This is a genomic window from Pseudomonas sp. MMS21 TM103 (assembly GCF_022132145.1).
Classification (GTDB): Bacteria; Pseudomonadota; Gammaproteobacteria; order Pseudomonadales; family Pseudomonadaceae; genus Aquipseudomonas.
Genome location: NZ_JAJISP010000007.1, coordinates 99,479 through 123,872, shown reverse-complemented (window position 1 = coordinate 123,872; position 24,394 = coordinate 99,479). Strand labels below are relative to the sequence as shown.

Here is a 24,394-nt window from a genome sequence, read left to right as displayed (position 1 = left end):
CAGAGCCGGCATCCTCGCCCCGAGCGGACAGACAGGCAACAAAAGCTGCCAACAGGGGAGTGCCAGAGGTCCGCATACTCCGTTAGTCTGCTCACTATTACCGCTGCATAAGGTCGCCCGGATGTCCGCCAGCTCTTTTCGCCATTCCCTGCGCCGTCTGTGGGCGCTGGATAAATTCAGCTACAGCCTGCGGGTGTTCATCGCCCTCAGCGGCAGCCTGTGGCTGTGCTGGGCGCAAGACTGGATGCAGGCGCTGACTCCGCTGTTTCTCGGGGTGATCGCCAGCGCTCTGGCCGAGACTGACGACAGCTGGCAAGGCCGCCTGACCGCGCTGCTGGTGACCCTCGGTTGCTTCAGCGCGGCGGCTTACACGGTCGAGTGGTTGTTCCCCTATCCCTGGCTGTTCGTCAGCGCCCTGGCGCTGTCGGGATTCGCCCTGACCATGCTCGGCGCCCTCGGCGAGCGCTACGCCACCCTGGGCTCGGCCACCCTGATCCTGGCGATCTACAGCATGATCGGCGTGGAGCAGCGGGGCGGCATCGCCGGCCTGTGGCTGGAACCGCTGATTATGATGGCGGGCGCGGCCTGGTACGGGGTGCTGTCGGTGATCTGGAATGCGCTATTCGCCAACCAGCCGGTGCAGCACAGCCTGGCCCGGCTGTTCCGCGAACTGGGCCAGTACCTCAAGCTCAAGGCTGCCCTGTTCGAGCCGCTGCGCCAGCTCGACGTGGAGGAGCGGCGCCTGGCCCTGGCCAGGCAGAACGGTCGGGTGGTGGCGGCACTGAATGCCGCCAAGGAAATCATCCTGCACCGCGTCGGCAATGACCGACCGGGCAGCAAGGTCAGTCGCTACCTCAAGCTGTACTTCCTCGCCCAGGACATCCACGAGCGCGCCAGTTCCTCGCATTACCCCTACAACGAACTGGCCGAAGCCTTCTTTCACAGCGATGTGCTGTTCCGCTGCCAGCGCCTGCTGCGCCTGCATGGCGAGGCCTGTCAGCGCCTGGCCCAGGCCATCGAACTGCGCCAGCCGTTCGAGTACCGCGAGCAGTGCAGCCAGGCGCTGGATGACCTGCATGCCTCCTTGCAGCACCTGAATCTGCAGAGCAATCCGGCCTGGCGCCAGCTGCTGCGCTCCCTCGGCGCCCTAGCCGGCAACCTGGCGGCTCTCGACCAACTGCTCGGCCACGCCAGCAACCCCGATGCCCTGGCCGAGCAGCAGGACAGCAGCCTGCTGGATCGCGAACCGCACTCGTTGAAGGAAGTCGCGGAGCGTCTGCGCCAGCAACTGACGCCCACCTCACTGCTGTTCCGCCACGCCCTGCGCCTGGCCATCGCCCTGGCCGCCGGCTATGGCGTGCTGCACTGGATGCATCCGACCCAGGGTTACTGGATCCTGCTGACCACGGTGTTCGTCTGCCAGCCGAACTATGGCGCCACCCGCCTCAAGCTGGTGCAGCGGATCGCCGGCACGGTGCTCGGCCTGATCCTCGGCTGGGCGCTGTTCGACCTGTTCCCCAGCCCGCTGGTGCAGGCCTTCTTTGCCGTGGCCGCCGGGGTGGCCTTCTTCGCCACCCGCAGCAGTCGCTACACCCTGGCCACCGCAGCGATCACCCTGCTGGTGCTGTTCTGCTTCAACCAGGTCGGCGACGGCTACGGCTTGATCCTGCCACGCCTGGTCGACACCCTGATCGGCAGCCTGATCGCCGGGCTGGCGGTGTTCCTGATCCTGCCGGACTGGCAGGGGCGCCGACTCAACCGCATGCTGGCCAACACCCTCAGCTGCAACAGCATCTACCTGCGTCAGATCATCCAGCAGTATGTCAGCGGCAAACGCGACGACCTGGCCTACCGCCTGGCCCGGCGCAATGCGCACAACGCCGAAGCCGCGCTGTCCACCACCCTGGGCAACATGCTCATGGAGCCTGGGCATTTCCGGAAGGAGGCGGACATCGGCTTCCGCTTTCTGGTGCTGTCGCACACCCTCTTGAGTTATCTCTCGGGCCTTGGCGCGCACCGCGGTGAGATCCTCCTCGGCGACCAGCAGAGTCCGCTGCCGGCGAGCGCCGCGCGCCTCGCCGCCAGCCTCGATGAAATCGCCAAAAGCCTTGCCGAAGAGCGGGCGGTGGCGATTCAGAGCGATGCCGAAGAGCAATTGGCCGCCGAATTGGAGCAGCGCACCGATGCCCTGGACGACCAGCAGCGCCTGGTACAGACCCAGCTGGCGCTGATCTGCCGGCAACTCGGGCCGTTGCGCACCCTCACCGCCCACCTGCTCAAGGACCGGAGCAAGACCTAGCGGGCAGTTTTCAGGCTTATGCCTGGGGAAACCCTAGCGCAGCACCGCCGCCAGTTCCTGGATCTCGTCCCAATGCTGGCTGACCAGGGCCAGGCTGCCGTCCGCCGCCACCTCATTGTGCAAGCCATTGAGCTTGGCATAGGCGGCCAGACTGGCCAGCGCGGGTAACTGCGCTTCGCTGCCGCTATCAAGCAGGGTATGGAACAGGCTCAGGTTGACCAGATCGAGCAACTCGATCTGCCGCTGGCGCTGCAGCGGCCAGTTGCCCGCCTCGCGCACGATGTCCACGTAGGCTTCGTCCACCGCCCACTTCTTCAGCAGCATCAGGCCCAGCGATTTGCTGTAGGCCTGGCACAGGCTGTGGTAACGCGCCGGTGTCGGCACCAGATCGCCGCCCTTGAAGGCCGAGAGTACCGCGAGCGAACCCACCTCGCTGAGCAGGCTGGCGAGCACCGCATGATCGGCCTGCACCTGCCCCACCTTGCGCGCGAGAAAGCCGCAGATGCTCGCCTTCAGGGTCAGTCGCTGCCAGGCGTCCATGAACAGCAGCTTGTGGCCGGGACTGTGCAGCACGAACAGGCTCTTGACGCTGTGCAGCATCACCACCCGATCCACCTGCTGCAGGCCGAGTACGCGCAACACGTCCTGCAGGGTTTTCGGCGCCACGCGGGTGCGCAGCAAGGCACTGGAGGCGTATTTCATCAGCAACGCGCTGAGCGCCGGATCTCTGCTGATCAGGCCGACCAGCTGGGGCATGCTGACCTCCGGCCTGGCCAGCGCCCGGCGAATCTCCAGGGTCAACATCGGCAGGCTGGGCAGCTGCTCCTGGTCATTCATCAGTTGCGTGACTACCTGCCGATAAATCGAGTAGTCCGACTGTGTCGTCTCCATCATGGCCTCCCGCCGCAGATGGAGCGCAGTGTAACCACGGCAGGGATCTATTGCGCCAGCTTGATGGCAGGTTGCCCACTCGCGATCAGGCGATGCTCGCCTGGCTGACCTGGGCACGACGACGAATGGTCAGATCGACCTTGAGGCAGATCGCCGCCAGCACCATAAAGCCGGCGCCGAGGTTGCCCCGGCTGATTGGTACACCGAACAGAGCGCTCAACCATTCGGCAATCGGCCCTGGGTAGCTGGCCAGCAAGGCGCCCAGCGGCACCAGCAGAAACAGGAAGAAAAATCCCATCGACCGCATCATGTTCATTCCCACACCCTCACTTTTAGTAGCAACCTGTGCACAATGCCGCCTTCGGTAGCCATAGCGACACTAGACTTTGGTGCATAGGCCGATATTTTTCCTGCCGACCCTGCGAGTGACCGTTGAACAAAGCTCTGCTCCAGCAACTGATTCTCGACAAGCTGCACAGCGATCTGGCGCTGGCCCAGCAAGCGGCGTTGACCGCCTATGAAGCGGCCACCCATGAAGAGAATATTGCCGAGAACAAATACGACACCCTGGGCCTGGAGGCTTCCTATCTGGCCGCCGGGCAGGCGCGCCGGGTCGAGGAAATTCGCCAGGCCCTGAGCGCCTGGGAAAAGCTCCGGCTGCGGCCCTTCGATGCGCAACTGGGCATTCAGCTCAGCGCCTTGGTGTGGCTAGCCGATGCTCAGGGTGTCGAGCAGTGCCTGTTCCTTGGCCCGGACGGTGCCGGCCTGAAGCTGCTGCTGGAAGGCGAGGAAGTACGGGTGATCAGCCCGCGCGCACCGCTTGGACAACGCCTGATCGGCTGCGCTGAAGGCGATCAGGTGGAGCTTCGCATGGGTAGCAGCACGCAGCGCTTCGAAGTGCTGCGGGTCTGCTGAACGGCCGAACTCGAGGTTCTGCAGGGAAGCCCACCGGGGCTAGATTGAGCCTGGGCTGGCCGGCCCCACCTCGAGCCGCATAACCTCACCGGCGCAGGGCCTTTCTCAAGGAATGTCCACCTGCCACTGGGCTGCCAGCCGGGCCAGCTGTCCACGCTCGACCAGCTGCCGAAAGCCCTCGTCGAAATCCTCGCGCAGGCGGGCATGGCTGCTATGCAGAGGGAACGCGAAGTAACCGTCCAGGGTATCGACAGGGGGCTCGAGCTGGCTGATTTCATCGGTCAAACCCAGCACCTGCAACAGCGGCAGGGTGTTGCGCTGATTACTGGCGAGGAGTTCGAGTCGGCCCAGACTGAGCATTTTCAGGCCGTTGCCGACCCCCTCCACGGTGACCAGCTCGAGCACGTCGCGCGCGCTATCGAAACGCGCGCCGTAGGCCCAGGCGCGCACCACGCCGATGCGCCGGCCGGACAGCTGGCGGAGATCGCCAGACCACTGACACGACCTGCCGCTGCGGCAATAAAGGACGATCCGGTCGCGATAGAAGGCCGGCCCGACAAACGCGAAACGCGCCTCGCGCGCTGGATTACGATAGGGACCGATAAGGATGTCGGCCCGACCGAGTTCGACCATGCGCTGCGCGCGGGCCCAGGGGTATGACGCGAAGCGCAGGCTGTAGCCTCGCGGCTCGAGCACTTGGCGCAGGACATCCGGGCCGAGCCCCTGATACACGCCTGCGCCCGAACGCTCGAATACCCGCGGGAAATCGCTGCCTACCGCCAGCAACTCGCGCGCCAGTGCCAACGGCGGGAGCAGCAGTGCAAGGCTGGCCAGCACCGCGAGCAACCTGCGCGAAACCCCTGAATGCATGCCGTGACCACCTCGCACCGGTGAAAATCTTGCCTGCAGGCAGGCCCTGCTGGCCAGCATCCTGCGACAGATATTGGTCGATATACGCTAGGCTGTATGGGCGAGTCCACTCTCCAGAGGAGCACATCATGGAAAACCCTAGCCACGATCTATCGGCACTGTTCAAACAGCTCGGCTTGCCCGCCGAACAAGCCAGCATCGAGCGTTTCATCAGCACCCATTCGCCGCTGCCGCAAACCTGCAAATTGGCCGATGCGCCCTTCTGGACCGCTGCCCAGGCCAGCTTTCTGCGCGAGGAAATTCTCGAGGACGCCGACTGGGCGGAAGTGGTCGATCAGCTTAATCTGCTGCTGCGCGGCTGAGAAGCCACTCGGCGACTGGCTGGCCACCCGCGAGTTCAGGCCGGGCTACGCCCTTGCAGCTCGCGCCAGGTCAGGTACACGCGCAGATCGAATTCCACCTGGTGATAATCGGGCAGCATGTATTCGCAGAGTTTGTAGAACGCCTTGTTGTGCTCGGCCTCTTTCAGGTGGGCCAGTTCATGCACCACGATCATCTGTAAAAACTCTGGCGCGGCGTCCTTGAACAGGGCGGCGACGCGGATTTCCTTCTTGGCCTTGAGCTTGCCGCCCTGCACCCGGGAAATCGCGGTGTGCAAGCCGAGGGCGCGATGGGTAAGGTCGAGGCGGTTGTCGAACAACACCTTGTCGATGGCCGGCGCGTTCTTCAGGTGCTCCTGCTTGAGCGCCTGAATATAGGCATACAGCGCCTTGTCGCTCTGCACGCCGTGCTTGCCGTTGTAACGCTGGGCCAGGTAGTCGCCCAGACGCTCCTGGGCGATCAGTTGGCGGATCTGCTCTTGCAGCTGCAGCGGGTAGCCCTGGAGAAATTTCAGAGGGGTCATGGACGGTACCGAGCGGTTCTCGTAGGGCCTGGGTGCGCAGTATGCCGCAACCCGCCGATCGGGCAAGCCGCCACTGCCGCCGCCAGCCTACTAGTGGTCGGCGCCTGTGTCCCCAGCCGCTGGAAAAACCGCCGCTGCCAGCAACAGCGCGCCAGCTCATGCCCCCTCGCGGCCACCCGAAATCCCCTTGGCAACCGCGCGCGGCTGCCTCTCGGAGCAGATACGGTGCCGGGCTCGTCATGGTTATATTTTGGCGCCAGTATATCGACGAACGGCCATCATACCCCCGAGCAGCCTGCCGCTATAAAGACAAGCGCCTCTCGCGACCAACGGCAGCCCCCTAACCTCCCATCAGTTCGCGTGTGCCACCCGCAGGGATGCCAAGTAAGCCGTTACTGACTCAAGGATGAGATGTGCCCCTCGACTGACGTCATTTCTCTTCCAGGAGAACCAGTCATGATCGATCTTGCCACTTGGAACCTGAGCATTCCCGTCGGCGTCCCCGCCACCACCATCGACACCCCCCTGCTGGTCGGCGGCTACCAGGATCATTACTTCCAGTCGAAAGACGGGGCAATCTTCTTCTGGGCCCCGGTCAACGGCAGCACCACCGAGAATGCCAAGTACCCGCGCAGCGAGCTGCGCGAAACCTTCGCCGACGGCAAGCTGCGCAACTGGACCTACCCCAGCGCCGACAATTTCCTGCGCGCCGCCCTGGCGATCAGCCAGGTACCTTCGACCGGCAAGCTGGTCATCGGCCAGATCCACGCCCAGCAGAGCAGCGCACCGCTGCTCAAGCTGGAGTACCAATACAAGGCGTATTTGGCCAGCGGCAATATCGTCGCCAAGCTGCGCTTGAGTCCCGACGCGCCGATTCAGGTCATCACCATCGCCCGCCACATCGAACTCAATCAGCGCTTCACCTACGCCATCCACCTGACCCCGAAGGGAACCCTGTCGATCAGCCTCAACGACATCAACTGGAATAGCCCGATCGATTCGGCTTGGGCGGCGAAATCCTTGTACTTCAAAGCCGGGGCCTACCCCCAGGACAACAGTGGTTACGAAACCGAGGCCGGCGCCGCACAATTCTACAAGCTGGGCATCGAGCACCGAGCGCTGGCCAGCCCTGCGCCATAACGCAAAAAGCCCGCACGAGACAGGCCGTGTGAAAACGTAGCGAGCGAAGATCAGGCAAGGCAAAAATAGGCGAGAAAGCGCAGTTTACGAGCTGTAAATGCGCATTTTTAGCCTGTTGTTTAACGCAGCATGGCCGAGCGGTTTCAGATCAACAACGCCTCGGGGCGTGCATGACCTCGCCGCTCGTCGGCGAACCCGCCCCACAGGGAGTGGTCCAATCGAACTCCGGGATCGCAGCCGTGAGCGGGACTATGCTGCTTAGGTGCAGGTAAGTTCATTCGCTCTCTGGTGGTGCGAGTCCATGCCAGGGTAAGGCCTCTGGTTCGCTGCAAGCGCCTTGGCGGCTTCGCTTTGGCATCTGCTTCAAAGCAACCGATCTCGTATCGCCTTGCTTGCGCTGCACTCAACATAAGGAGATTAACCGATGGTTACTCACTACAAGGTCGCGGGTCATCTCGCCTGCGGCAGCCACGGCAGCAACCTTGCCTCCAGCACCAAACTGAATCAGGTGAAATGCCATAACTGTCGTAATACGGACGTGTACAAGGAGGCTCGGAAAGCCGAACGGAATGCGGCGCGCAGAGCCGCGCGAAGATCCAAGACCGCTCATGTGTCGAATGACTGGCGCGCCGCGTGGCGGGAGAAGCTCGCCGACATGCCGGGACTGCAGCGACTCCCGAGAGGGTTTGGTGGCCAACCCTTCGTCTAACGAGGTGAAAGGGCACCGAGCGAATAGCCGTCTGTTCAGGCGGTATATTGGCGATTGCACTCACTCGCGTTGAGCCTGTGAGCAAGAGCCGACTCATCAGGCAACCACAGGTACCGCCGTCAGCGCGGCGGCACCCTGGATCACGAAAAAGCCCGCTCGAGAGCGGGCTTTTCGTTGCAGCCGAGGCTTAGTTGACCTTGGCGGCCAGCTCACCCTTGGCATAGCGCTGGAACATGGCTTCCAGTGAGATCGGTTTGATCTTCGAAGCGTTGCCGGCGGTGCCGAAGGCTTCGTAACGGGCGATGCAGATGTCGCGCATGGCCGTCACGGTGGCGCCGAAGAACTTGCGCGGATCGAACTCGCTCGGGTTGGTCGCCATCAGGCGACGCATCGCACCGGTGGACGCCAGGCGCAGGTCGGTGTCGATGTTGACCTTGCGCACGCCGAACTTGATGCCTTCGACGATTTCTTCGACCGGCACGCCGTAGGTTTCTTTGATGTCACCGCCGTACTGGTTGATGATCGCCAGCCACTCCTGCGGCACCGAAGAAGAACCATGCATCACCAGGTGGGTGTTGGGGATGCGCTTGTGGATCTCCTTGATCCGGTCGATGGCGAGGATGTCACCGGTCGGCGGCTTGGTGAACTTGTAGGCGCCGTGGCTGGTACCGATGGCAATGGCCAGGGCGTCGACCTGGGTGCGCTTGACGAAGTCGGCGGCTTCTTCCGGGTCGGTGAGCATCTGGCTGTGGTCGAGCACGCCTTCGGCGCCGACGCCGTCTTCTTCGCCGGCCATGCCGGTTTCCAGGCTGCCCAGGCAGCCCAACTCACCTTCCACCGAGACGCCGCAGGCGTGGGCGAAGGCTACGGTCTGCTGGGTCACGGCGACGTTGTAGTCGTAGTCGGCCGGCGTCTTGCCGTCTTCCTTCAGCGAGCCGTCCATCATCACCGAGCTGAAGCCCAGCTGGATCGAGCGCTGGCAGACGTCAGGACTGGTGCCGTGGTCCTGGTGCATGCACACCGGGATATGCGGGAATTCTTCGATGGCCGCCAGGATCAGGTGACGCAGGAAGGGTGCTCCGGCGTACTTGCGGGCACCGGCGGAAGCCTGGACGATCACCGGGGAATCGGTCTTGTCGGCCGCTTCCATGATGGCGCGCATCTGCTCGAGGTTGTTGACGTTGAAAGCCGGCACGCCGTAGCCGAATTCGGCGGCGTGGTCGAGCATCTGGCGCATGCTGATAAGTGCCATGGTGTTCTTTCTCCCGGAGGGACTCGTTAATCGTGCAAGCCTGCCGCAGGGGCAGGCGCTATTCAAGTATTCAGGGACAAGGGGTCAGCTCGTCCGCCCCTGGCGCACCAGGGGATGAAATTCGCAGCCCGGATTACATCCGAACAAAGCCGCCAGGGCGACCGAGTACATCATCGGCAGCGGCCGAGCAGACCAGCCCTTCTTTGCCCTTGCGGTAAAAGGATAGCCGGCCCACGCCGCGCGCAGGTCAATCGACAACCTGCAGAGAGCCTGGTTCAGCCTCGCCACGGCCCTCCCGAGCAACAGGCGCTAGCCCTTGGCGCGCTGCTCCAGCACTTCCACGGCTGGCAGCACCTTGCCCTCGACGAACTCGAGGAAGGCGCCGCCGCCGGTGGAGATATAGGAAATCTTGTCCGCCACGGCGTATTTGTCGATGGCCGCCAGGGTGTCGCCACCACCGGCAATCGAGAAGGCCGGGCTGGCGGCGATGGCTTCGGCTAGCACCTTGGTGCCGTTACCGAACTGGGCGAACTCGAACACGCCGACCGGACCGTTCCACAGAATGGTCTTCGACGACTTCAGCAGCTCGGCGAATTGCAGCGCGGTCTGCGGGCCGATATCGAGGATCATGTCGTCAGCGGCCACGTCGGCGACCAGTTTGACGGTGGCGGTGGCGGATTCGGCGAACTCCTTGGCCACCACCACGTCCACCGGCAGCGGCACGCTGACCTTGGCGGCGATGGCTTTGGCGGTATCCAGCAGGTCGGCCTCGTACAGCGACTTGCCGACCGGGAAACCGGCGGCAGCGAGGAAGGTGTTGGCAATCCCGCCGCCGACGATCAGCTGGTCGCAGATCTGGCTCAGGCTGGTCAGCACATCGAGCTTGGTCGACACCTTGGAGCCGGCGACGATGGCCGCCATCGGCTTGGCCGGATTGCCTAGCGCCTTGCCCAGGGCATCCAGCTCAGCCGCCAGCAACGGGCCGGCGCAAGCTACCTTGGCGAACTTGGCCACGCCATGGGTCGAACCCTGGGCGCGGTGGGCGGTGCCGAAAGCGTCCATGACGAACACATCGCAGAGCGCGGCATATTGCCGGGCCAGTTCGTCGCTGTTTTTCTTCTCGCCCGGATTGAAGCGCACGTTTTCCAGCAGTACCAGTTCGCCGGGCTGGATCGCGACACCGTCGAGGTAATCGCGCACCAGCGGCACTTCACGGCCGAGCGCCTGGCTCAGGTAGTCGGCGACCGGCTTGAGGCTGTTCTCTGCGGAGTATTCACCTTCGCTCGGGCGACCCAGGTGCGAGCAGACCATGACTGCCGCACCCTTTTCCAGGGCCAGCTTGATGGTCGGCAACGAGGCGAGGATGCGCGCGTCGCTCGTCACCGCGCCGTCTTTTACCGGCACGTTGAGGTCTTCGCGGATCAACACGCGCTTACCTTGGAGGTCGAGGTCGGTCATCTTCAGAACGGTCATGGAATCAGTCCTTCACGGGGGCTGGTTGAATGGAAACAGGAGACACGGCGAGAAAGTGTTCAGCCACGTCGAGCATGCGATTGGCGAAACCCCACTCGTTGTCGAACCAGGCCAGCAGATTCACCAGGCGCGGGCCGGAAACCCGGGTCTGGCTACCATCGACGATGGCCGAGTGCGGGTCGTGATTGAAGTCGCAACTGGCGTGGGGCAACTCGGTGTAGGCGATCAAGCCCTGCAGCGGGCCACGTTCGGCGGCCTGACGCAGCACCTGATTGATTTCAGCGGCGCTGGTGTCACGCGCGGTCTGCAAGGTGATGTCCAGGCAGGACACGTTTACCGTCGGTACGCGTATGGCTTTGGCCTGGATCCGCCCGCTTAGTTCCGGCAGCAAGCGTTCGATGCCCCGCGCCAGGCCGGTGGACACTGGAATCACCGACTGGAAGGCCGAGCGCGTGCGGCGCAGGTCTTCGTGGTGGTAGGCGTCGATTACCGGTTGATCGTTCATCGCCGAGTGGATGGTGGTGATGGAAACGTACTCCAGGCCCACCGCCTCGTTGAGCAGCTTGAGCAGCGGCACCCCGCAATTGGTGGTGCAGGAGGCGTTGGACAGCAGCTTTTCCTCGCCAGTCAGGCACTGCTGATTGACCCCGAAGACGACGGTGGCATCGACCGCCGTTTCGCTGGCCATCGGCTGGGAGAACAGCACCCGCGGCGCGCCGGCCGCCAGGAAACGCTGGGCGTCGGCGCGCGTGTGATAGGCGCCGGAGCACTCCAGCAACAGGTCGATACCCAGCGCCGCCCAGTCGATGCCTTCCGGCGTCGCCTGGCGCAGCACCCGCACGCAGTCGCCATTGATATGCAGACAGTCACCGTCGACCTTCACCTCACCGGGAAAGCGCCCGTGGGTGGAGTCGAAGCGGGTCAGGTATTCGATGCTGGCCTGATCGGCCAGGTCATTCAGCGCGACTATTTCCAGACGCGCCCCGGCACCGCGCTCATGCAGCGCGCGCAGCACGCAACGGCCAATGCGGCCGTAGCCGTTGAGGGCGATTCTGTAGGGGCGTTGCTGCATAGAAAGGCTCACCGAAACGAGGGAGATGGCGAGGTCGGGTGGGCTGAAGCCCACCCTACTCTGTCGGTATGACTCAGTCTTCCAGCAGTTCGGCGGCGGTTTCCAGCAGGTTCTCGACAGTGAAGCCGAAGTGCTCGAACAGTGCCGGCGCGGGGGCCGACTCACCGAAGGTGGTCATGCCGATGACGCGACCTTCCAGACCGACATACTTGTACCAGTAGTCGGCGTGGGACGCCTCGATGGCAATCCGCGCGCCCACCTGCAGCGGCAATACCGCCTGCTTGTAGCCGGCATCCTGAGCATCGAACACGCTGGTCGACGGCATGGACACCACGCGCACCTGGCGACCCTGGGCGCTGAGCTGCTCGTAGGCGGCGACTGCCAGGCCGATTTCCGAACCGGTGGCGATCAGGATCAGCTCCGGCTCGCCGGCGCAGTCCTTGAGCACGTAGCCGCCACGGGCAATGTCGGCCAACTGCTGGGCATCGCGCCCCTGGTGCGGCAGGTTCTGTCGGCTGAAGATCAGCGCGCTGGGACCGTCGTTGCGTTCGATCGCGTACTTCCAGGCCACCGCCGATTCCACCGCGTCGCAGGGACGCCAGGTGTCGAGGTTGGGCGTGCAGCGCAGGCTGGCCAACTGCTCGATCGGCTGGTGAGTCGGGCCGTCTTCGCCCAGACCGATGGAGTCGTGGGTGAACACGTAGAGCACGCGCTTTTTCATCAGCGCCGACATGCGCACGGCATTGCGCGCGTATTCCATGAAGATCAGGAAGGTTGCGCCGTAGGGCACGAAGCCGCCATGCAGGGCGACGCCGTTCATGATCGCGCTCATGCCGAACTCGCGCACGCCGTAGAACATGTAGTTGCCGGAAGCGTCTTCGGCCGACACGCCCTTGCAGCCCTTCCACAGGGTCAGGTTGGAGCCGGCCAGGTCGGCCGAGCCGCCGAGGAATTCCGGCAGCAGCGGACCAAAGGCGTTCAGCGCGTTCTGGCTGGCCTTGCGGCTGGCGATGGTTTCGCCTTTGGCCGCGACTTCCTCAATATAGGCGGTGGCCTTCTCGGCGAAATCGGCCGGCAGCTCGCCACTGATGCGGCGCTTGAACTCGGTGGCCAGTTCCGGATAGGCGGCGGCGTAGGCTTTGAGGCGCTGATCCCACTCGGCTTCGGCGGCGGCGCCGGCTTGCTTGGCGTCCCACTCGGCGTAGATGTCCGCCGGGATCTCGAACGGACCGTGGTTCCAGCCCAGGGCGGCACGGGTCAGGGCGATCTCGTCAACGCCCAGCGGTGCGCCGTGGCAATCTTCCTTGCCCTGCTTGTTCGGCGAACCGAAGCCGATGGTGGTCTTGCAGCAGATCAAGGTCGGCTGCTCGCTCTTGCGTGCGGTGTCGATGGCGATCTTGATTTCTTCGGCGTCGTGGCCGTCGACATTGCGAATCACCTGCCAGCCGTAGGCTTCAAAGCGCTTCGGCGTGTCGTCGGTGAACCAGCCCTCGACTTCGCCGTCGATGGAAATGCCATTGTCGTCGTAGAAGGCGATCAGCTTGCCCAGGCCCAAAGTGCCGGCCAGGGAGCTGACCTCATGGCTGATGCCTTCCATCATGCAGCCGTCGCCAAGGAAGACGTAGGTGAAGTGGTCGACGATCTGGTGGCCGTCGCGGTTGAACTGGGCGCCCAGCACCTTCTCGGCGAGGGCGAAACCCACGGCATTGGCCAGGCCCTGGCCGAGCGGGCCGGTGGTGGTCTCCACGCCCGGGGTGTAGCCATATTCCGGGTGGCCGGGCGTGCGGCTGTGCAGCTGGCGGAACTGCTTGAGGTCTTCGATACCCAGGTCGTAGCCGGTCAGGTGCAACAGCGAATAGACCAGCATCGAGCCGTGGCCGTTGGACAGCACGAAGCGGTCGCGGTCGGCGAAACTCGGGTTGCTCGGGTTGTGCTTGAGGTAGTCGCGCCAGAGGACTTCGGCGATGTCCGCCATCCCCATAGGAGCACCCGGATGGCCGCTGTTGGCTTTCTGCACGGCATCCATGCTCAGGGCACGAATGGCATTGGCTCGCTCACGACGGCTGGGCATCACTGAATCTCCTACGGGTTTTTGCAACAGGAAGGTCGAAAAAGGCGGCCATTTTCGCCCAGCAGAGCCCGCCGGGGCAATGACAGATAGTCGCAGAGCCAATGTTTTCTGGCTTGCACCGCAGCAATACCAATATCAAAACTTTTTGATATTGGTATTGCTGGATGAAAAATGACCGACTAAACTGCTCGGCCTATGAATATGCGCGCCTCACATCTGGCCTTCCAACCCGTCGACGCCCTCGCCGCCCTGTGCAAGGCCGGCGGCGACCCGTTGCGCCTGAACGTGCTGCGCGCCCTGACCAACGATTCCTTCGGCGTGCTGGAACTGGCGCAGATCTTCGCCACCGGTCAGTCCGGCATGAGCCACCACTTGAAGGTGCTGGCCCAGGCCGGCCTGGTGGCCACACGGCGCGAGGGCAACGCAATCTTCTACCGCCGCGCCCTGGCCCAAGGCGAGCGCCTGGGCGGCACCCTGCACGCGGCGCTACTCGATGAAGTCGATGCCCTGGCGCTGCCTGACGCTATTCAGGCACGTATCGCCGAGGTCCACAGCCAGCGCGCCGCCGCCAGCCAGGATTTTTTCGCCCGTACGGCGGCCAGTTTCCAGGCCCAGCAGGATCTGATCGCCGGCCTGGCGCAATACCGCGACAGCCTGCTGGCACTGCTCGACGCCCTGGGTTTTACCCGCGCGGCGACGGCATTGGAAATCGGTCCCGGCGACGGTGCTTTTTTGCCCGAACTGGCACGCCGCTTCCGCCAGGTCACGGCGCTGGACAACAGCCCGGCGATGCTCGAACTGGCCCGTGCGCGCTGCACGGCAGAGGGTCTGGTGAACGTCGAGCTGCAACTCGCCGATGCCCTGAACGATGACTACCCGGCGGCCGACTGCGTGGTGCTGAACATGGTCCTGCACCATTTCGCCGCCCCTGCCGAGGCGTTGAAACAGCTGGCCCGGCAGGTGAACAGCGGCGGCAGCCTGCTGATCACCGAGCTGTGCAGCCACAACCAGAGTTGGGCCAGGCAGGCCTGCGGCGATCTCTGGCTGGGCTTCGAGCAGGATGACCTGGCCCGCTGGGCGATCGCCGCCGGACTCACACCGGGCGAAAGCCTGTACGTGGGTTTACGCAATGGTTTCCAGATTCAGGTGCGGCACTTTGCCAAGCCAGATCACCACAACGGCCCGAGAGCGGGCTCACGCATATGAACGGGCTCACGAGGCCCCTCTCACCCACCGGTAAACAATAGGAAAACCGATCGATGAGCGAATACTCCCTCTTCACCTCCGAGTCCGTCTCCGAAGGCCATCCAGACAAGATCGCCGACCAGATCTCCGATGCGGTGCTCGACGCCATCATCGCCAAGGACAAACACGCCCGCGTGGCCTGTGAAACCCTGGTCAAGACCGGTGTGGCCATTGTCGCCGGCGAAGTCACCACCAGCGCCTGGGTCGACCTCGAGCAGATCGTCCGCGACGTCATCTGCGACATTGGCTACACCAGCTCCGACGTCGGCTTCGACGGCGCCACCTGCGGCGTGCTGAACATCATTGGCAAGCAGTCCCCGGACATCAACCAGGGTGTCGACCGGGTCAAGCCGGAAGACCAGGGCGCTGGCGACCAGGGCCTGATGTTCGGTTATGCCAGCAACGAAACCGACGTGCTGATGCCTGCGCCTATCGTGTTCAGCCACCGCTTGGTCGAGCGCCAGGCCGAAGCACGCAAGTCCGGCCTGCTGCCGTGGCTGCGCCCGGACGCCAAATCCCAGGTCACCTGCCGCTACGAAAACGGCAAGGTGGTCGGCATCGACGCGGTGGTGCTGTCGACCCAGCACAACCCGGAAATCAGCCAGGCCGACCTGCAGGAAGCGGTCATGGAACTGATCGTCAAGCACACTCTGCCGGCCGAATTGCTGCACAAGGGCACCCAGTACCACATCAACCCGACCGGCAAGTTCGTCATCGGCGGCCCGGTGGGCGACTGCGGCCTGACCGGGCGCAAGATCATCGTCGACACCTACGGCGGCATGGCCCGTCACGGCGGCGGCGCCTTTTCCGGCAAGGACCCATCCAAGGTCGACCGTTCGGCGGCTTACGCCGGGCGCTACGTGGCGAAGAACATCGTCGCCGCCGGCCTCGCCGAGCGCTGCGAGATCCAGGTGTCCTACGCCATTGGCGTGGCCCAACCGACCTCGATCTCGCTCAACACCTTCGGCAGCGGCAAGATCAGCGACGAAATGATCATCCAACTGGTGCGCGAGCACTTCGACCTGCGCCCGTACGCGATCACCAACATGCTCGACCTGCTGCACCCGATGTACCAGGCGACCGCGGCCTACGGCCACTTCGGCCGCACCCCGGCCGAGATGACCGTCGACGGCGACACCTTCACCTCCTTCACCTGGGAAAAAACCGACCGGGCCGCCGAGCTGCGTGCGGCTGCGGGCCTGTAACGGCGACACCAGGCAAAGCCCCGCTCAGCCGCCTAGGCGGCGGATGCAGAAAATACCCGTACCGAGAGGTACGGGTATTTTTATGTCCGCCCCCAGGAGCCTGAGACAGATGAGCAGCGCGGGCGACAAATCGCGCGAAGCGAGTGCGCCAGCCTGAGCCAACCGGTCAATAATCAGGATCCATCTGGACCACCTGAAGAATCGCCATGCGCCTCGTCCCCCCTTGCCCTGTTCTGCGCCAGCTTGCTGTCCTGCAGCCTGGCCCAGGCACTTGAGTTGGGCAGCCCTGACATCCACGACGGCCAGCCCCTGAGCAACGTCGAGGAATACGCCGGTTTCGGCTGCCAGGGGCAGAACCGGGCACCCGCCCTGAACTGGAAGGACGCCCCGGCCGGCACCCAGAGTTTCGCCATCACCGTCTACGACCCCGACGCGCCGACCGGCAGTGGCTGGTGGCACTGGCTGCTGTTCAACCTGCCGGCCTCGAGCACATCCCTTCCGGCGACCAGCCGCACCACTACATCTTCACTGTGCATGCGTTGAAAGTTGCCAAGCTCGACCTGGACGCCATGGTCGGCTACATGCTCAACGCCAACAGCCTGGGCAAGTCCTCGCTGACCGCCACCTACGCAAGCCCTGCAACCAACTGAGTTCGATCGACTAGGCTTCAGGCTCACGCTCCGAGCAAGGACGCTCACGATGAAGCCCTGGATAGCACTCTGCCTCTTGCCCCTGGCCCTCGACGGCCTGGCTGCAGCCTGCCCCGACTGGTCCGTCCAGCGGGCCACGACGGAAATCTCCGCACTCGACAGGCAACTCGCCCAATGGGACGACGCCTACCACCGCCAGGGCGTGTCCCTGGTGGCCGACGAACTCTACGATCAGGCGCGCGCCCGCCTGGAGCAGTGGCACGGCTGCTTTGCCGAAACAGGCGCCGCGCCGCCCGACGCGCTGGCCAGCAGCGCCGGGCGTATTGCCCACCCGGTGGCACACACCGGGTTGCGCAAGCTGGCGGATAACGCGGCGGTGCGCCACTGGATGGCGAGCCGCGAGGACCTGTGGATCCAGCCCAAGGTCGACGGCGTGGCGATCACCCTGGTCTACCGCGACGGTCATCTGCAGCAGGCCATCAGCCGGGGTAACGGCCGCAGCGGCCAGGATTGGACGGCCCTGGTGCAGCGCCTGCCGGGGATTCCGCAACGCCTGCCGACGCCCCTTGACCTGACCCTGCAGGGCGAACTCTATTGGCGCCTGCCCCGGCATGTGCAAGCCGAAGCCGGTGGCCGCGGCGCGCGCGGCCGGATCGCCGGACTGCTGGCGCGACAGCGCCTCGACGAGCAACAGGCCGCCGGCATCGGTTTATTCGTCTGGGACTGGCCGGACGGTCCGAGCGGGATGCGCGAGCGCCTGCAGCGGCTCGAGGCCATGGGCTTTGCCGACAGCCGGCGCCTGAGCCAGCCAATCGGCGACTTCAACCAGGCCAGGCACTGGCGCGAACACTGGTACCGCAACGCGCTGCCCTTCGCCAGCGACGGCGTGGTGCTGCGTCAGGGCACGCGACCGGCGGCGCAGCGCTGGCACGCCAAGCCACCGCACTGGGCGATGGCCTGGAAATACCCGCTGAGCCAGGCGCTCGCAGTGGTGCAGGCGGTGGATTTTCGCATTGGCCGCAGCGGGCGCATCACCCCGGTACTGCGTTTGCAGCCGATCAAACGAGACGCGCGCAGCATCGAATATGTCAGCCTCGGTTCGCTGCAACGCTGGCGAAGCCTGGACATAGGCCCGGGCGACCAAGTCGCCATCCAGCTGGCCGGGCTGACCGTTCCCAAGCTGGACAGCGTGGTCTGGCGCAGCCAGCAACGCCTCGTGGTCAAGCCACCGCACCCCGGCGACTACCATCCGCTGAGCTGCTGGCGGGCGACGCCGGCCTGCACCAGCCAATTCCGCGCACGCCTGGCCTGGCTCAGTGGCACCCAGGGTCTGGCGCTACCCGGGGTCGGCCCCGGCACCTGGGACAAGTTGCTGCAGGCGCAGCAACTCGACGGCCTGCTCGACTGGCTGACCTTCTCCGCCGCGCAATTGAACGAGGTTCCCGGTCTAGGCCCGCGCAGCGCCCGCATGCTCGAACAGAGATTTACCCTGGCCCGCCAACGACCCTTTGTCGACTGGCTGCACGCGCTCGGCATGCCGCCCAGCGGCGCGGCGCCGCTGGCGGACAATTGGGATGCGCTGGCGCGACGCAGCAACGCACAGTGGCAGCGCCAGCCGGGCATCGGCCCGACCCGCGCGGCGCAACTGCTGGCCTTCTTCCAACATCCTGAAGTGCGCGCATTGCGCGATCAACTGCGCGCGGCGCGGGTCGAGGGGTTTTAAGCTGGCACGCTGACCAGCGCCCCCGTAAATGCCGCGACCTGATCCGGGGTTATGCCGCAAGACCACCGGCTAGCAGGCCGTTGAAAAACGTAGGCGAGGCAGCCGAGACAAGGCAAAAACAGGCGAGGAAGCGGAGTTTACGAGCTGTAAATGAGCATTCCGAGCCTGTTTTTAACGCTGTATCGGCAACGTAGGTAGTTTTCAACGGCCTGCTAGAACGCGCGAAACTCCTCATGACAGGCCTTGCAACTGTCCTCGACACGCTGCACGGGCGCGGCCAGATCGGTACTTTTCAGCGGCAGGGCAGCGGTCGCGGCAACCAGCGCGGCCGTGTTTGCTTCCAACTCGCGTGCCAGTTGCTGAAAACGCTCCTGGCGCTGCCAGACTTCATCCTTGGCGCGGGTTTCACCGCCCTCTTCCTTGACCTGGGGGAAGTGCTGCCAAGGCGTGCGGACCAGTTGATCGAGTTCGGCCGCCCCGCTGACGAAACGTTGCTCCTTGAAGGGGATGCGCCCACGCAGCATGCCGCCGAGGTCTTCACTGACCTTGAGCATCTTTTTGAAGATGGCCTGGCGCTGGCCCTCCGGTGAATTCGGATCGACACCCCCGCAAGCGGTCAGGGTCAGGGCAAGCACAACGAGGAACAGGCTTTTCAGCTTCATAACACCTTCACGACAGACAGCTTGGGCTAAAGGAACGGCTGACAGTATCGCCATCCATTGCCAGCGGGCCAAGTGTGGTGTTTTGCCACAGCGATCAACGGCTCACGCCGAGACCACGAACAGGCTGATGATCAGCCCCCTGTCGACGCACCACACCCGCGAGCGCACCACCGCCCAAGCGGCCAGGTAGCAGCGCCAATACAGCACGCAACTGCTGACGAAGGCGATGGCCAACCGATCGAGCAAGCCCTGCTCGGCGCCGCCGGTCAGGTGGGCGATGATCACCGCCAGGGTGACCTCGAAGCTGTTTAGCTCGCGCCGGCCGGCGGTCGTCCATGACCCAACTGCCGTTAGTCGATGGCCAATCGGCCCATCAGGCCGCCAGTTTGCCTTTGCCGATGGCCGCCGACGCGGCCAGCATCGCCCGCAGCAGCACCGCGCAACCTGCGGCCAGATCGGCCGGCGCGGCGTTCTCGATCTCGTTGTGGCTGATGCCGCCCTCGCAAGGCACGAAGATCATCCCGGCCGGGCCCAGCTCGGCGAGGAAGATCGCGTCGTGACCGGCACCGCTGACGATATCCATATGCGACAGCCCCAAACCCTGCGCCGCGCCGCGTACCGCCTCGACACAACCCGGTTCGAAATACAGCGGCGGAAAATCGGCGGTGGGCGTCAGCTCGTAACTCAAGCCGTGCTGGGCACAGGTCGCGTCGATCACGCCGCGCACCTCTGCGATCATCGAATCCAGGCGCGCCGGCTCGAGGTGGCGGAAATCCAGGGTCATGCGCACCTCGCCGGGGATCACGTTGCGTGAGCCGGGATAGGCCTGCAGGCAACCGACGGTGCCGCAGGCGTGCGGCTGGTGCTCCAGGGCCACCCGATTGACCGCCGCCACCACCGCGGCGGCGCCGACCAGGGCGTCCTTGCGCAGGTGCATCGGGGTTGGCCCGGCATGCGCCTCGACGCCCTTGAGGTTGAGGTCGAACCACTTCTGCCCGAGCGCACCGAGCACCACGCCGATGGTCTTGCGTTGATCCTCGAGGATCGGTCCCTGCTCGATATGCGCCTCGAAATAGGCGCCTACCGCATGCCCGCTCACCGCACGGCTGCCGGCATAGCCGATGGCATTCAGCGCCTCGCCCACCGTGACGCCCTCGGCGTCGCGCTTGGCCAGGGTTTCTTCCAACGTGAATTTCTCGGCGAACACCCCTGAACCCATCATGCACGGGGCGAAGCGCGAGCCTTCCTCGTTGGTCCAGACCACCACCTCCAGCGGCGCCTCGGTCTGCACGCCCAGGTCATTCAGGGTGCGCAGCACCTCGACCCCGGCGAGCACGCCGAAGCAGCCGTCGAACTTGCCGCCCGTGGGCTGGGTGTCGATATGACTGCCGGTCATCACCGGTGGCAACTCGGGATTACGCCCGGGGCGGCGAGCGAAGATATTGCCGACCGCATCGACCGTCACGCTGCAACCGGCCTCTTCGCACCAGCGTACGAACAGGTCGCGGGCCTGGCGATCGAGGTCGGTCAGGGCCAGGCGGCAGACCCCGCCCTTGGCCGTGGCACCGAGCTGGGCCAGCTCCATGAGCGACTGCCACAGGCGTTCACCGTTGATATGCGACTGGCTGGACTGGAGGACGGATTGGGTGCTGTTCATGCTGATCTCCTCAGGCAAGGATGCAGGGCAAGGCGCCGCGAGGTTGCCGGCGCCGGTTCCGTTAGAGCGTGGGTTTGGCGAGCGCAACCGGGCTGCTGCTGCGCAGGCGGCACAAGCCGAAATAGAGCAGGCCGCCAAGGAAGGAGCCGGTGAACCAGCCGTAGTCATAGAACCAGCTGAAGGCACTGCTGCCGAGCGACAGCAGGGTCAGCGCCACCGGCACGCCAAAGGCGACAAAGCCGATCCAGTTCCACGCCGGATAGACGTCGTCGCGGTACAGCCCGGCCAGGTCGAGTTGCTGTTTCTTGATCAGGAAGTAGTCCACCACCATGATCCCGGCAATCGGCCCGAGCAGGCTGGAATAGCCCAACAGCCAGTTGGAATAGACGCTTTCCAGACTCAGGTCCGAGACCAGCAGGCCGAGTTTCTTCAGCAGTTCGTGGGCCATCAGGCCGAGACCGACAAAACCGGTCAGTATCACCGCCTTGGTGCGGTTGATCAGCTTGGGCGCGATGTTCTGGAAGTCGTTGGTTGGCGAGACGATGTTCGCCGCGGTGTTGGTCGACAGGGTCGCGACTATGATCAGCGCCATGGCCAGGGCGACCCAGCCGGGGCTCTGGATGTGGCCGATCAGACTGACCGGGTCGGACACGGTTTCACCGACCAGCGAGGCAGACGCGGCGGTCAGCACCACCCCCAGGGAGGCGAACAGGAACATGGTCAACGGCAGACCGATGATCTGCCCGAGGATCTGATCCTTCTGGCTCTTGGCGTAGCGACTGAAGTCCGGAATGTTCAGCGACAGGGTGGCCCAGAAGCCGACCATGGCGGTCAACCCGGCGAGAAAGTAGCCCGTCACGCTGGCACCTTCCGGGCGAGTGGGCGGCTGTGCCAGCAGTTCGCTCATCGACACATTCGGCATTGCCCACACCAAGAGGCCGGCGCCGACCAGCACCAGCAGCGGTGCCGAGAGGGTTTCCAGCCACTTGATCGACTCGGCGCCACGCAGCACCACCCACAGGTTGAGGGTCCAGAAGATCATGAAGCCGATCACCTCGCCGGTGCCGCCAAGATCCTTCCAGCCCTCGAAGATCGAACCGAGAAACAGGTGGATGGCCAGGCCGCCGAACATGGTCTGGATGCCGAACCAGCCGCAGGCCACCACCGCCCGGATCAGACAGGGCACGTTGGAGCCGATCACGCCGAAGGAGGAGCGCAGCAGGACCGGAAAGGGGATGCCGTACTTGGTGCCGGGGAAGGCATTCAGGGTCAGCGGTACCAGCACCACGATATTGGCCAGCAGGATCGCCAGCAGCGCCTCGCCGACCGACAGGCCGAAGTAGGCGGTCAGCACCCCGCCGAGGGTGTAGGTCGGTACGCAAATCGACATGCCGACCCAGAGTGCGGTGATGTGCCACTTGTTCCAGGTGCGCTCATGCACCTTGGTCGGGGCGATGTCGTGGTTGTAGCGCGGGCTGTCGAGTACGTCGGGGCCAGCGGCCAGTTCGTACAAGCCATCGCGCTCGGTCACTTGCGATCTGCTCTGTTGCATGGAGCCTCTCCAGGAATTGTTCTGATTGTTCGCTCATCGGGATGAGCCGATGGCCGGAGTATTTTTATGTCTCAGAGCCGGCCGACTCGGTAGCGGCAACACTCAATAAGCGTGCCGAAACCCTCATCAGCCCTACTGAAACTAGCTAACCATTTGATCTGAAACGACTTTATAAAACCGCTCACTCTCCTCGCAGGGCTTTCGTCCGTTGATCGGCAGCCGTTCCGGCATGCCTGTCCACATAGTCAGGATTCAAACTGGTGCAGGCAACCATTTCCGCACCGTCGCGTGCCAGTCACGGACCCGACTCAAACGCTTGAATTTCCACTGCAAATCTCGACTAAATCTGAATCTTGTCAAGTGCGTCAAAATGGTTACCCCCCTCACCATTTTGGTGAATTCAATATTTAAACGTTATTTTTCAGATACTTAATCTTCTAAAAATTGGCTGTAAAAATAATCTTGCTCAATCGCAAGGCTAGGGCTAGATTTATTCCTGTCACATCTGACAGGTTTTTTGAATCCGCCAGACTGACCCGCCATAACATCAAGAACCGGCATACACCGGTCAGCCTGTGAGGAACTCGGCATGTCTCTGTTGATCCGCGGCGCCACCCTGGTCACCCATGAAGAAAGTTACTGCGCCGACGTACTCTGCGCAGACGGCCTGATCCAGGCCATCGGTCATAACCTGGATGCACCTGCCGGCTGCGAGCTGCTCGACGGCAGCGGCCAGTACCTGATGCCCGGCGGCATCGACCCGCACACCCACATGCAACTGCCCTTCATGGGCACCGTGGCCAGCGAGGACTTCTTCAGCGGCACCGCTGCGGGCCTCGCCGGCGGCACCACCTCGATCATCGACTTCGTCATCCCCAACCCGCAGCAGTCGCTGCTCGAAGCCTTTCACACCTGGCGCGGCTGGGCGGAGAAGTCCGCATCCGACTATGGCTTCCACGTCGCCATCACCTGGTGGAGCGAGCAGGTCGCCGCCGAAATGGGCGAGCTGGTGGCGAAGTTCGGGGTCAACAGCTTCAAGCACTTCATGGCCTACAAGAACGCCATCATGGCCGCCGACGACACCCTGGTAGCCAGCTTCGAGCGCTGCCTGCAGCTGGGCGCGGTGCCCACGGTGCATGCGGAAAACGGCGAGCTGGTCTATCACCTGCAGAACAAACTGCTCGCCCAGGGCCTGACCGGCCCGGAGGCGCATCCACTGTCGCGCCCCTCCCAGGTCGAGGGCGAGGCCGCCAGCCGCGCCATCCGCATCGCCGAAACCCTGGGCACGCCGCTGTACCTGGTGCACGTCTCGACCCAGGAAGCCCTGGATGAGATCACCTACGCCCGGGCCAAGGGCCAGCCGGTGTACGGCGAAGTGCTGGCCGGCCATCTGCTGCTCGATGACAGCGTCTACCGCCACCCGGACTGGCAGACCGCCGCCGGCTACGTGATGAGCCCGCCGTTCCGCCCGCGCGGCCATCAGGACGCACTTTGGCGCGGCCTGCAGTCGGGCAACCTGCACACCACCGCCACCGACCACTGCTGCTTCTGCGCCGATCAGAAAGCCGCCGGCCGTGACGACTTCAGCAAGATCCCCAACGGCACCGCCGGCATCGAAGACCGCATGGCCGTGCTCTGGGACGAAGGGGTCAACAGCGGCCGCCTGTCGATGAATGACTTCGTCGCCCTGACCAGCACCAACACCGCGAAGATCTTCAACCTGTTCCCGCGCAAGGGCGCGCTGCGCGTCGGCGCCGATGCCGACCTGGTGCTCTGGGACCCGCAGGGCACCCGGACCATCTCGGCCAAGACCCACCACCAGCAGGTCGACTTCAACATCTTCGAGGGCAAGACCGTGCGCGGCGTGCCCAGCCACACCATCAGCCAGGGCAAGCTGGTCTGGGCCGACGGCGACCTGCGCGCCGAGCGCGGTGCCGGCCGCTACGTCGAGCGCCCGGCCTACCCGGCGGTGTTCGACCTGCTGAGCAAACGCGCCGAGATGAATCGGCCGACGCCGGTAGACCGCTAACCCATCACCCTCTGCCAGATCCGGCCCACAGAGGTCGGACGGCCGCTTATCCGCTGTTCACTGCCCAATAAAAGC

At 64.2% G+C, this 24,394-nt stretch carries 21 protein-coding genes and 1 pseudogene; 10 read left to right on the top strand and 12 right to left on the bottom strand.

What is annotated here, in order from left to right; genetic code table 11:
• Nucleotides 1–121 precede the first annotated feature (121 nt).
• Complete coding sequence (yccS, locus tag LJY18_RS19335) at nt 122–2,299, top strand: YccS family putative transporter (RefSeq protein WP_238043584.1); 2,178 nt, start codon at nt 122–124, stop codon at nt 2,297–2,299.
• Nucleotides 2,300–2,332: 33 nt separating this feature from the next.
• Here yccS and LJY18_RS19330 read toward each other — a convergent pair whose 3' ends face one another.
• Both LJY18_RS19330 and LJY18_RS19325 read right to left on the bottom strand, forming a co-directional pair.
• A complete protein-coding gene (locus tag LJY18_RS19330; RefSeq protein ID WP_238043582.1) occupies nt 2,333–3,193 on the bottom strand; it encodes an HDOD domain-containing protein in 861 nt (286 codons plus the stop codon).
• Between the two features lie 82 nt (nt 3,194–3,275).
• The gene (locus tag LJY18_RS19325) at nt 3,276–3,488 is read right to left on the bottom strand and encodes a hypothetical protein (RefSeq protein WP_238043581.1); all 213 of its coding nucleotides are present in this window, start codon (nt 3,486–3,488) and stop codon (nt 3,276–3,278) included.
• A 134-nt stretch (nt 3,489–3,622) separates the two neighbouring features.
• Here LJY18_RS19325 and LJY18_RS19320 point away from each other — a divergent pair, with 134 nt between their 5' ends.
• Nucleotides 3,623–4,105: a GreA/GreB family elongation factor gene (locus tag LJY18_RS19320; RefSeq protein WP_238043580.1), complete on the top strand. Its 483-nt coding sequence runs from the start codon at nt 3,623–3,625 to the stop codon at nt 4,103–4,105.
• Between the two features lie 105 nt (nt 4,106–4,210).
• Here the strand turns inward: LJY18_RS19320 and LJY18_RS19315 are convergent, their stop codons facing one another.
• Nucleotides 4,211–4,975, bottom strand: a complete 765-nt coding sequence (locus LJY18_RS19315) for a substrate-binding periplasmic protein (protein WP_238043579.1) — start codon at nt 4,973–4,975, stop codon at nt 4,211–4,213.
• Between the two features lie 128 nt (nt 4,976–5,103).
• Between LJY18_RS19315 and LJY18_RS19310 the strand changes: the two genes are divergently transcribed.
• Nucleotides 5,104–5,337: a DUF2789 domain-containing protein gene (locus LJY18_RS19310; protein ID WP_238043578.1), complete on the top strand. Its 234-nt coding sequence runs from the start codon at nt 5,104–5,106 to the stop codon at nt 5,335–5,337.
• 35 nt (nt 5,338–5,372) lie between these two features.
• On the opposite strand, the gene LJY18_RS19305 is transcribed toward LJY18_RS19310, so the two are convergent.
• Nucleotides 5,373–5,879 carry a M48 metallopeptidase family protein gene (locus tag LJY18_RS19305; RefSeq protein WP_238043577.1) on the bottom strand — a complete coding sequence of 169 codons (507 nt, stop codon included), beginning with the start codon at nt 5,877–5,879 and terminating at the stop codon, nt 5,373–5,375.
• A 456-nt stretch (nt 5,880–6,335) separates the two neighbouring features.
• Between LJY18_RS19305 and LJY18_RS19300 the strand changes: the two genes are divergently transcribed.
• Nucleotides 6,336–7,019, top strand: a complete 684-nt coding sequence (locus tag LJY18_RS19300; protein ID WP_238043576.1) for a polysaccharide lyase family 7 protein — start codon at nt 6,336–6,338, stop codon at nt 7,017–7,019.
• 424 nt (nt 7,020–7,443) lie between these two features.
• Nucleotides 7,444–7,728 carry a hypothetical protein gene (locus tag LJY18_RS19295; protein WP_238043575.1) on the top strand — a complete coding sequence of 95 codons (285 nt, stop codon included), beginning with the start codon at nt 7,444–7,446 and terminating at the stop codon, nt 7,726–7,728.
• A 187-nt stretch (nt 7,729–7,915) separates the two neighbouring features.
• On the opposite strand, the gene fba is transcribed toward LJY18_RS19295, so the two are convergent.
• The 4 genes from fba to tkt all read right to left on the bottom strand — a co-directional run bounded on the left by fba (nt 7,916) and on the right by tkt (nt 13,596).
• Complete coding sequence (gene fba, locus LJY18_RS19290; RefSeq protein WP_238043574.1) at nt 7,916–8,980, bottom strand: class II fructose-bisphosphate aldolase; 1,065 nt, start codon at nt 8,978–8,980, stop codon at nt 7,916–7,918.
• Between the two features lie 309 nt (nt 8,981–9,289).
• Nucleotides 9,290–10,453 carry a phosphoglycerate kinase gene (locus LJY18_RS19285; protein WP_238043572.1) on the bottom strand — a complete coding sequence of 388 codons (1,164 nt, stop codon included), beginning with the start codon at nt 10,451–10,453 and terminating at the stop codon, nt 9,290–9,292.
• 4 nt (nt 10,454–10,457) lie between these two features.
• Complete coding sequence (epd, locus tag LJY18_RS19280; RefSeq protein ID WP_238043570.1) at nt 10,458–11,525, bottom strand: erythrose-4-phosphate dehydrogenase; 1,068 nt, start codon at nt 11,523–11,525, stop codon at nt 10,458–10,460.
• A gap of 73 nt (nt 11,526–11,598) precedes the next feature.
• Nucleotides 11,599–13,596 carry a transketolase gene (gene tkt / locus LJY18_RS19275; protein WP_238043568.1) on the bottom strand — a complete coding sequence of 666 codons (1,998 nt, stop codon included), beginning with the start codon at nt 13,594–13,596 and terminating at the stop codon, nt 11,599–11,601.
• 195 nt (nt 13,597–13,791) lie between these two features.
• On the opposite strand from tkt, the gene LJY18_RS19270 reads away from it, so the two are divergent.
• The 4 genes and pseudogenes from LJY18_RS19270 to ligB all read left to right on the top strand — a co-directional run bounded on the left by LJY18_RS19270 (nt 13,792) and on the right by ligB (nt 18,419).
• The gene (locus LJY18_RS19270) at nt 13,792–14,802 is read left to right on the top strand and encodes an ArsR/SmtB family transcription factor (RefSeq protein ID WP_238043565.1); all 1,011 of its coding nucleotides are present in this window, start codon (nt 13,792–13,794) and stop codon (nt 14,800–14,802) included.
• Between the two features lie 53 nt (nt 14,803–14,855).
• Nucleotides 14,856–16,046, top strand: a complete 1,191-nt coding sequence (gene metK / locus LJY18_RS19265; protein ID WP_238043563.1) for a methionine adenosyltransferase — start codon at nt 14,856–14,858, stop codon at nt 16,044–16,046.
• 243 nt (nt 16,047–16,289) lie between these two features.
• Nucleotides 16,290–16,696 (top strand): annotated as a pseudogene (locus tag LJY18_RS19260) (YbhB/YbcL family Raf kinase inhibitor-like protein).
• 49 nt (nt 16,697–16,745) lie between these two features.
• Nucleotides 16,746–18,419, top strand: coding sequence for an NAD-dependent DNA ligase LigB (ligB, locus tag LJY18_RS19255; RefSeq protein ID WP_238043561.1), 1,674 nt, complete (start codon nt 16,746–16,748; stop codon nt 18,417–18,419).
• Nucleotides 18,420–18,631: 212 nt separating this feature from the next.
• On the opposite strand, the gene LJY18_RS19250 is transcribed toward ligB, so the two are convergent.
• The 4 genes from LJY18_RS19250 to LJY18_RS19235 all read right to left on the bottom strand — a co-directional run bounded on the left by LJY18_RS19250 (nt 18,632) and on the right by LJY18_RS19235 (nt 22,290).
• Nucleotides 18,632–19,081 carry a c-type cytochrome gene (locus LJY18_RS19250; protein ID WP_238043559.1) on the bottom strand — a complete coding sequence of 150 codons (450 nt, stop codon included), beginning with the start codon at nt 19,079–19,081 and terminating at the stop codon, nt 18,632–18,634.
• Nucleotides 19,082–19,183: 102 nt separating this feature from the next.
• Nucleotides 19,184–19,366: an MAPEG family protein gene (locus LJY18_RS19245; RefSeq protein ID WP_238043556.1), complete on the bottom strand. Its 183-nt coding sequence runs from the start codon at nt 19,364–19,366 to the stop codon at nt 19,184–19,186.
• 88 nt (nt 19,367–19,454) lie between these two features.
• On the bottom strand, nt 19,455–20,738 hold the full coding sequence (locus tag LJY18_RS19240) for a Zn-dependent hydrolase (protein ID WP_238043554.1): 1,284 nt from the start codon (nt 20,736–20,738) through the stop codon (nt 19,455–19,457).
• 61 nt (nt 20,739–20,799) lie between these two features.
• On the bottom strand, nt 20,800–22,290 hold the full coding sequence (locus tag LJY18_RS19235) for an NCS1 family nucleobase:cation symporter-1 (RefSeq protein ID WP_238043552.1): 1,491 nt from the start codon (nt 22,288–22,290) through the stop codon (nt 20,800–20,802).
• Nucleotides 22,291–22,879: 589 nt separating this feature from the next.
• Here LJY18_RS19235 and hydA point away from each other — a divergent pair.
• On the top strand, nt 22,880–24,319 hold the full coding sequence (gene hydA, locus LJY18_RS19230; RefSeq protein WP_238043549.1) for a dihydropyrimidinase: 1,440 nt from the start codon (nt 22,880–22,882) through the stop codon (nt 24,317–24,319).
• Nucleotides 24,320–24,394 lie beyond the last annotated feature (75 nt).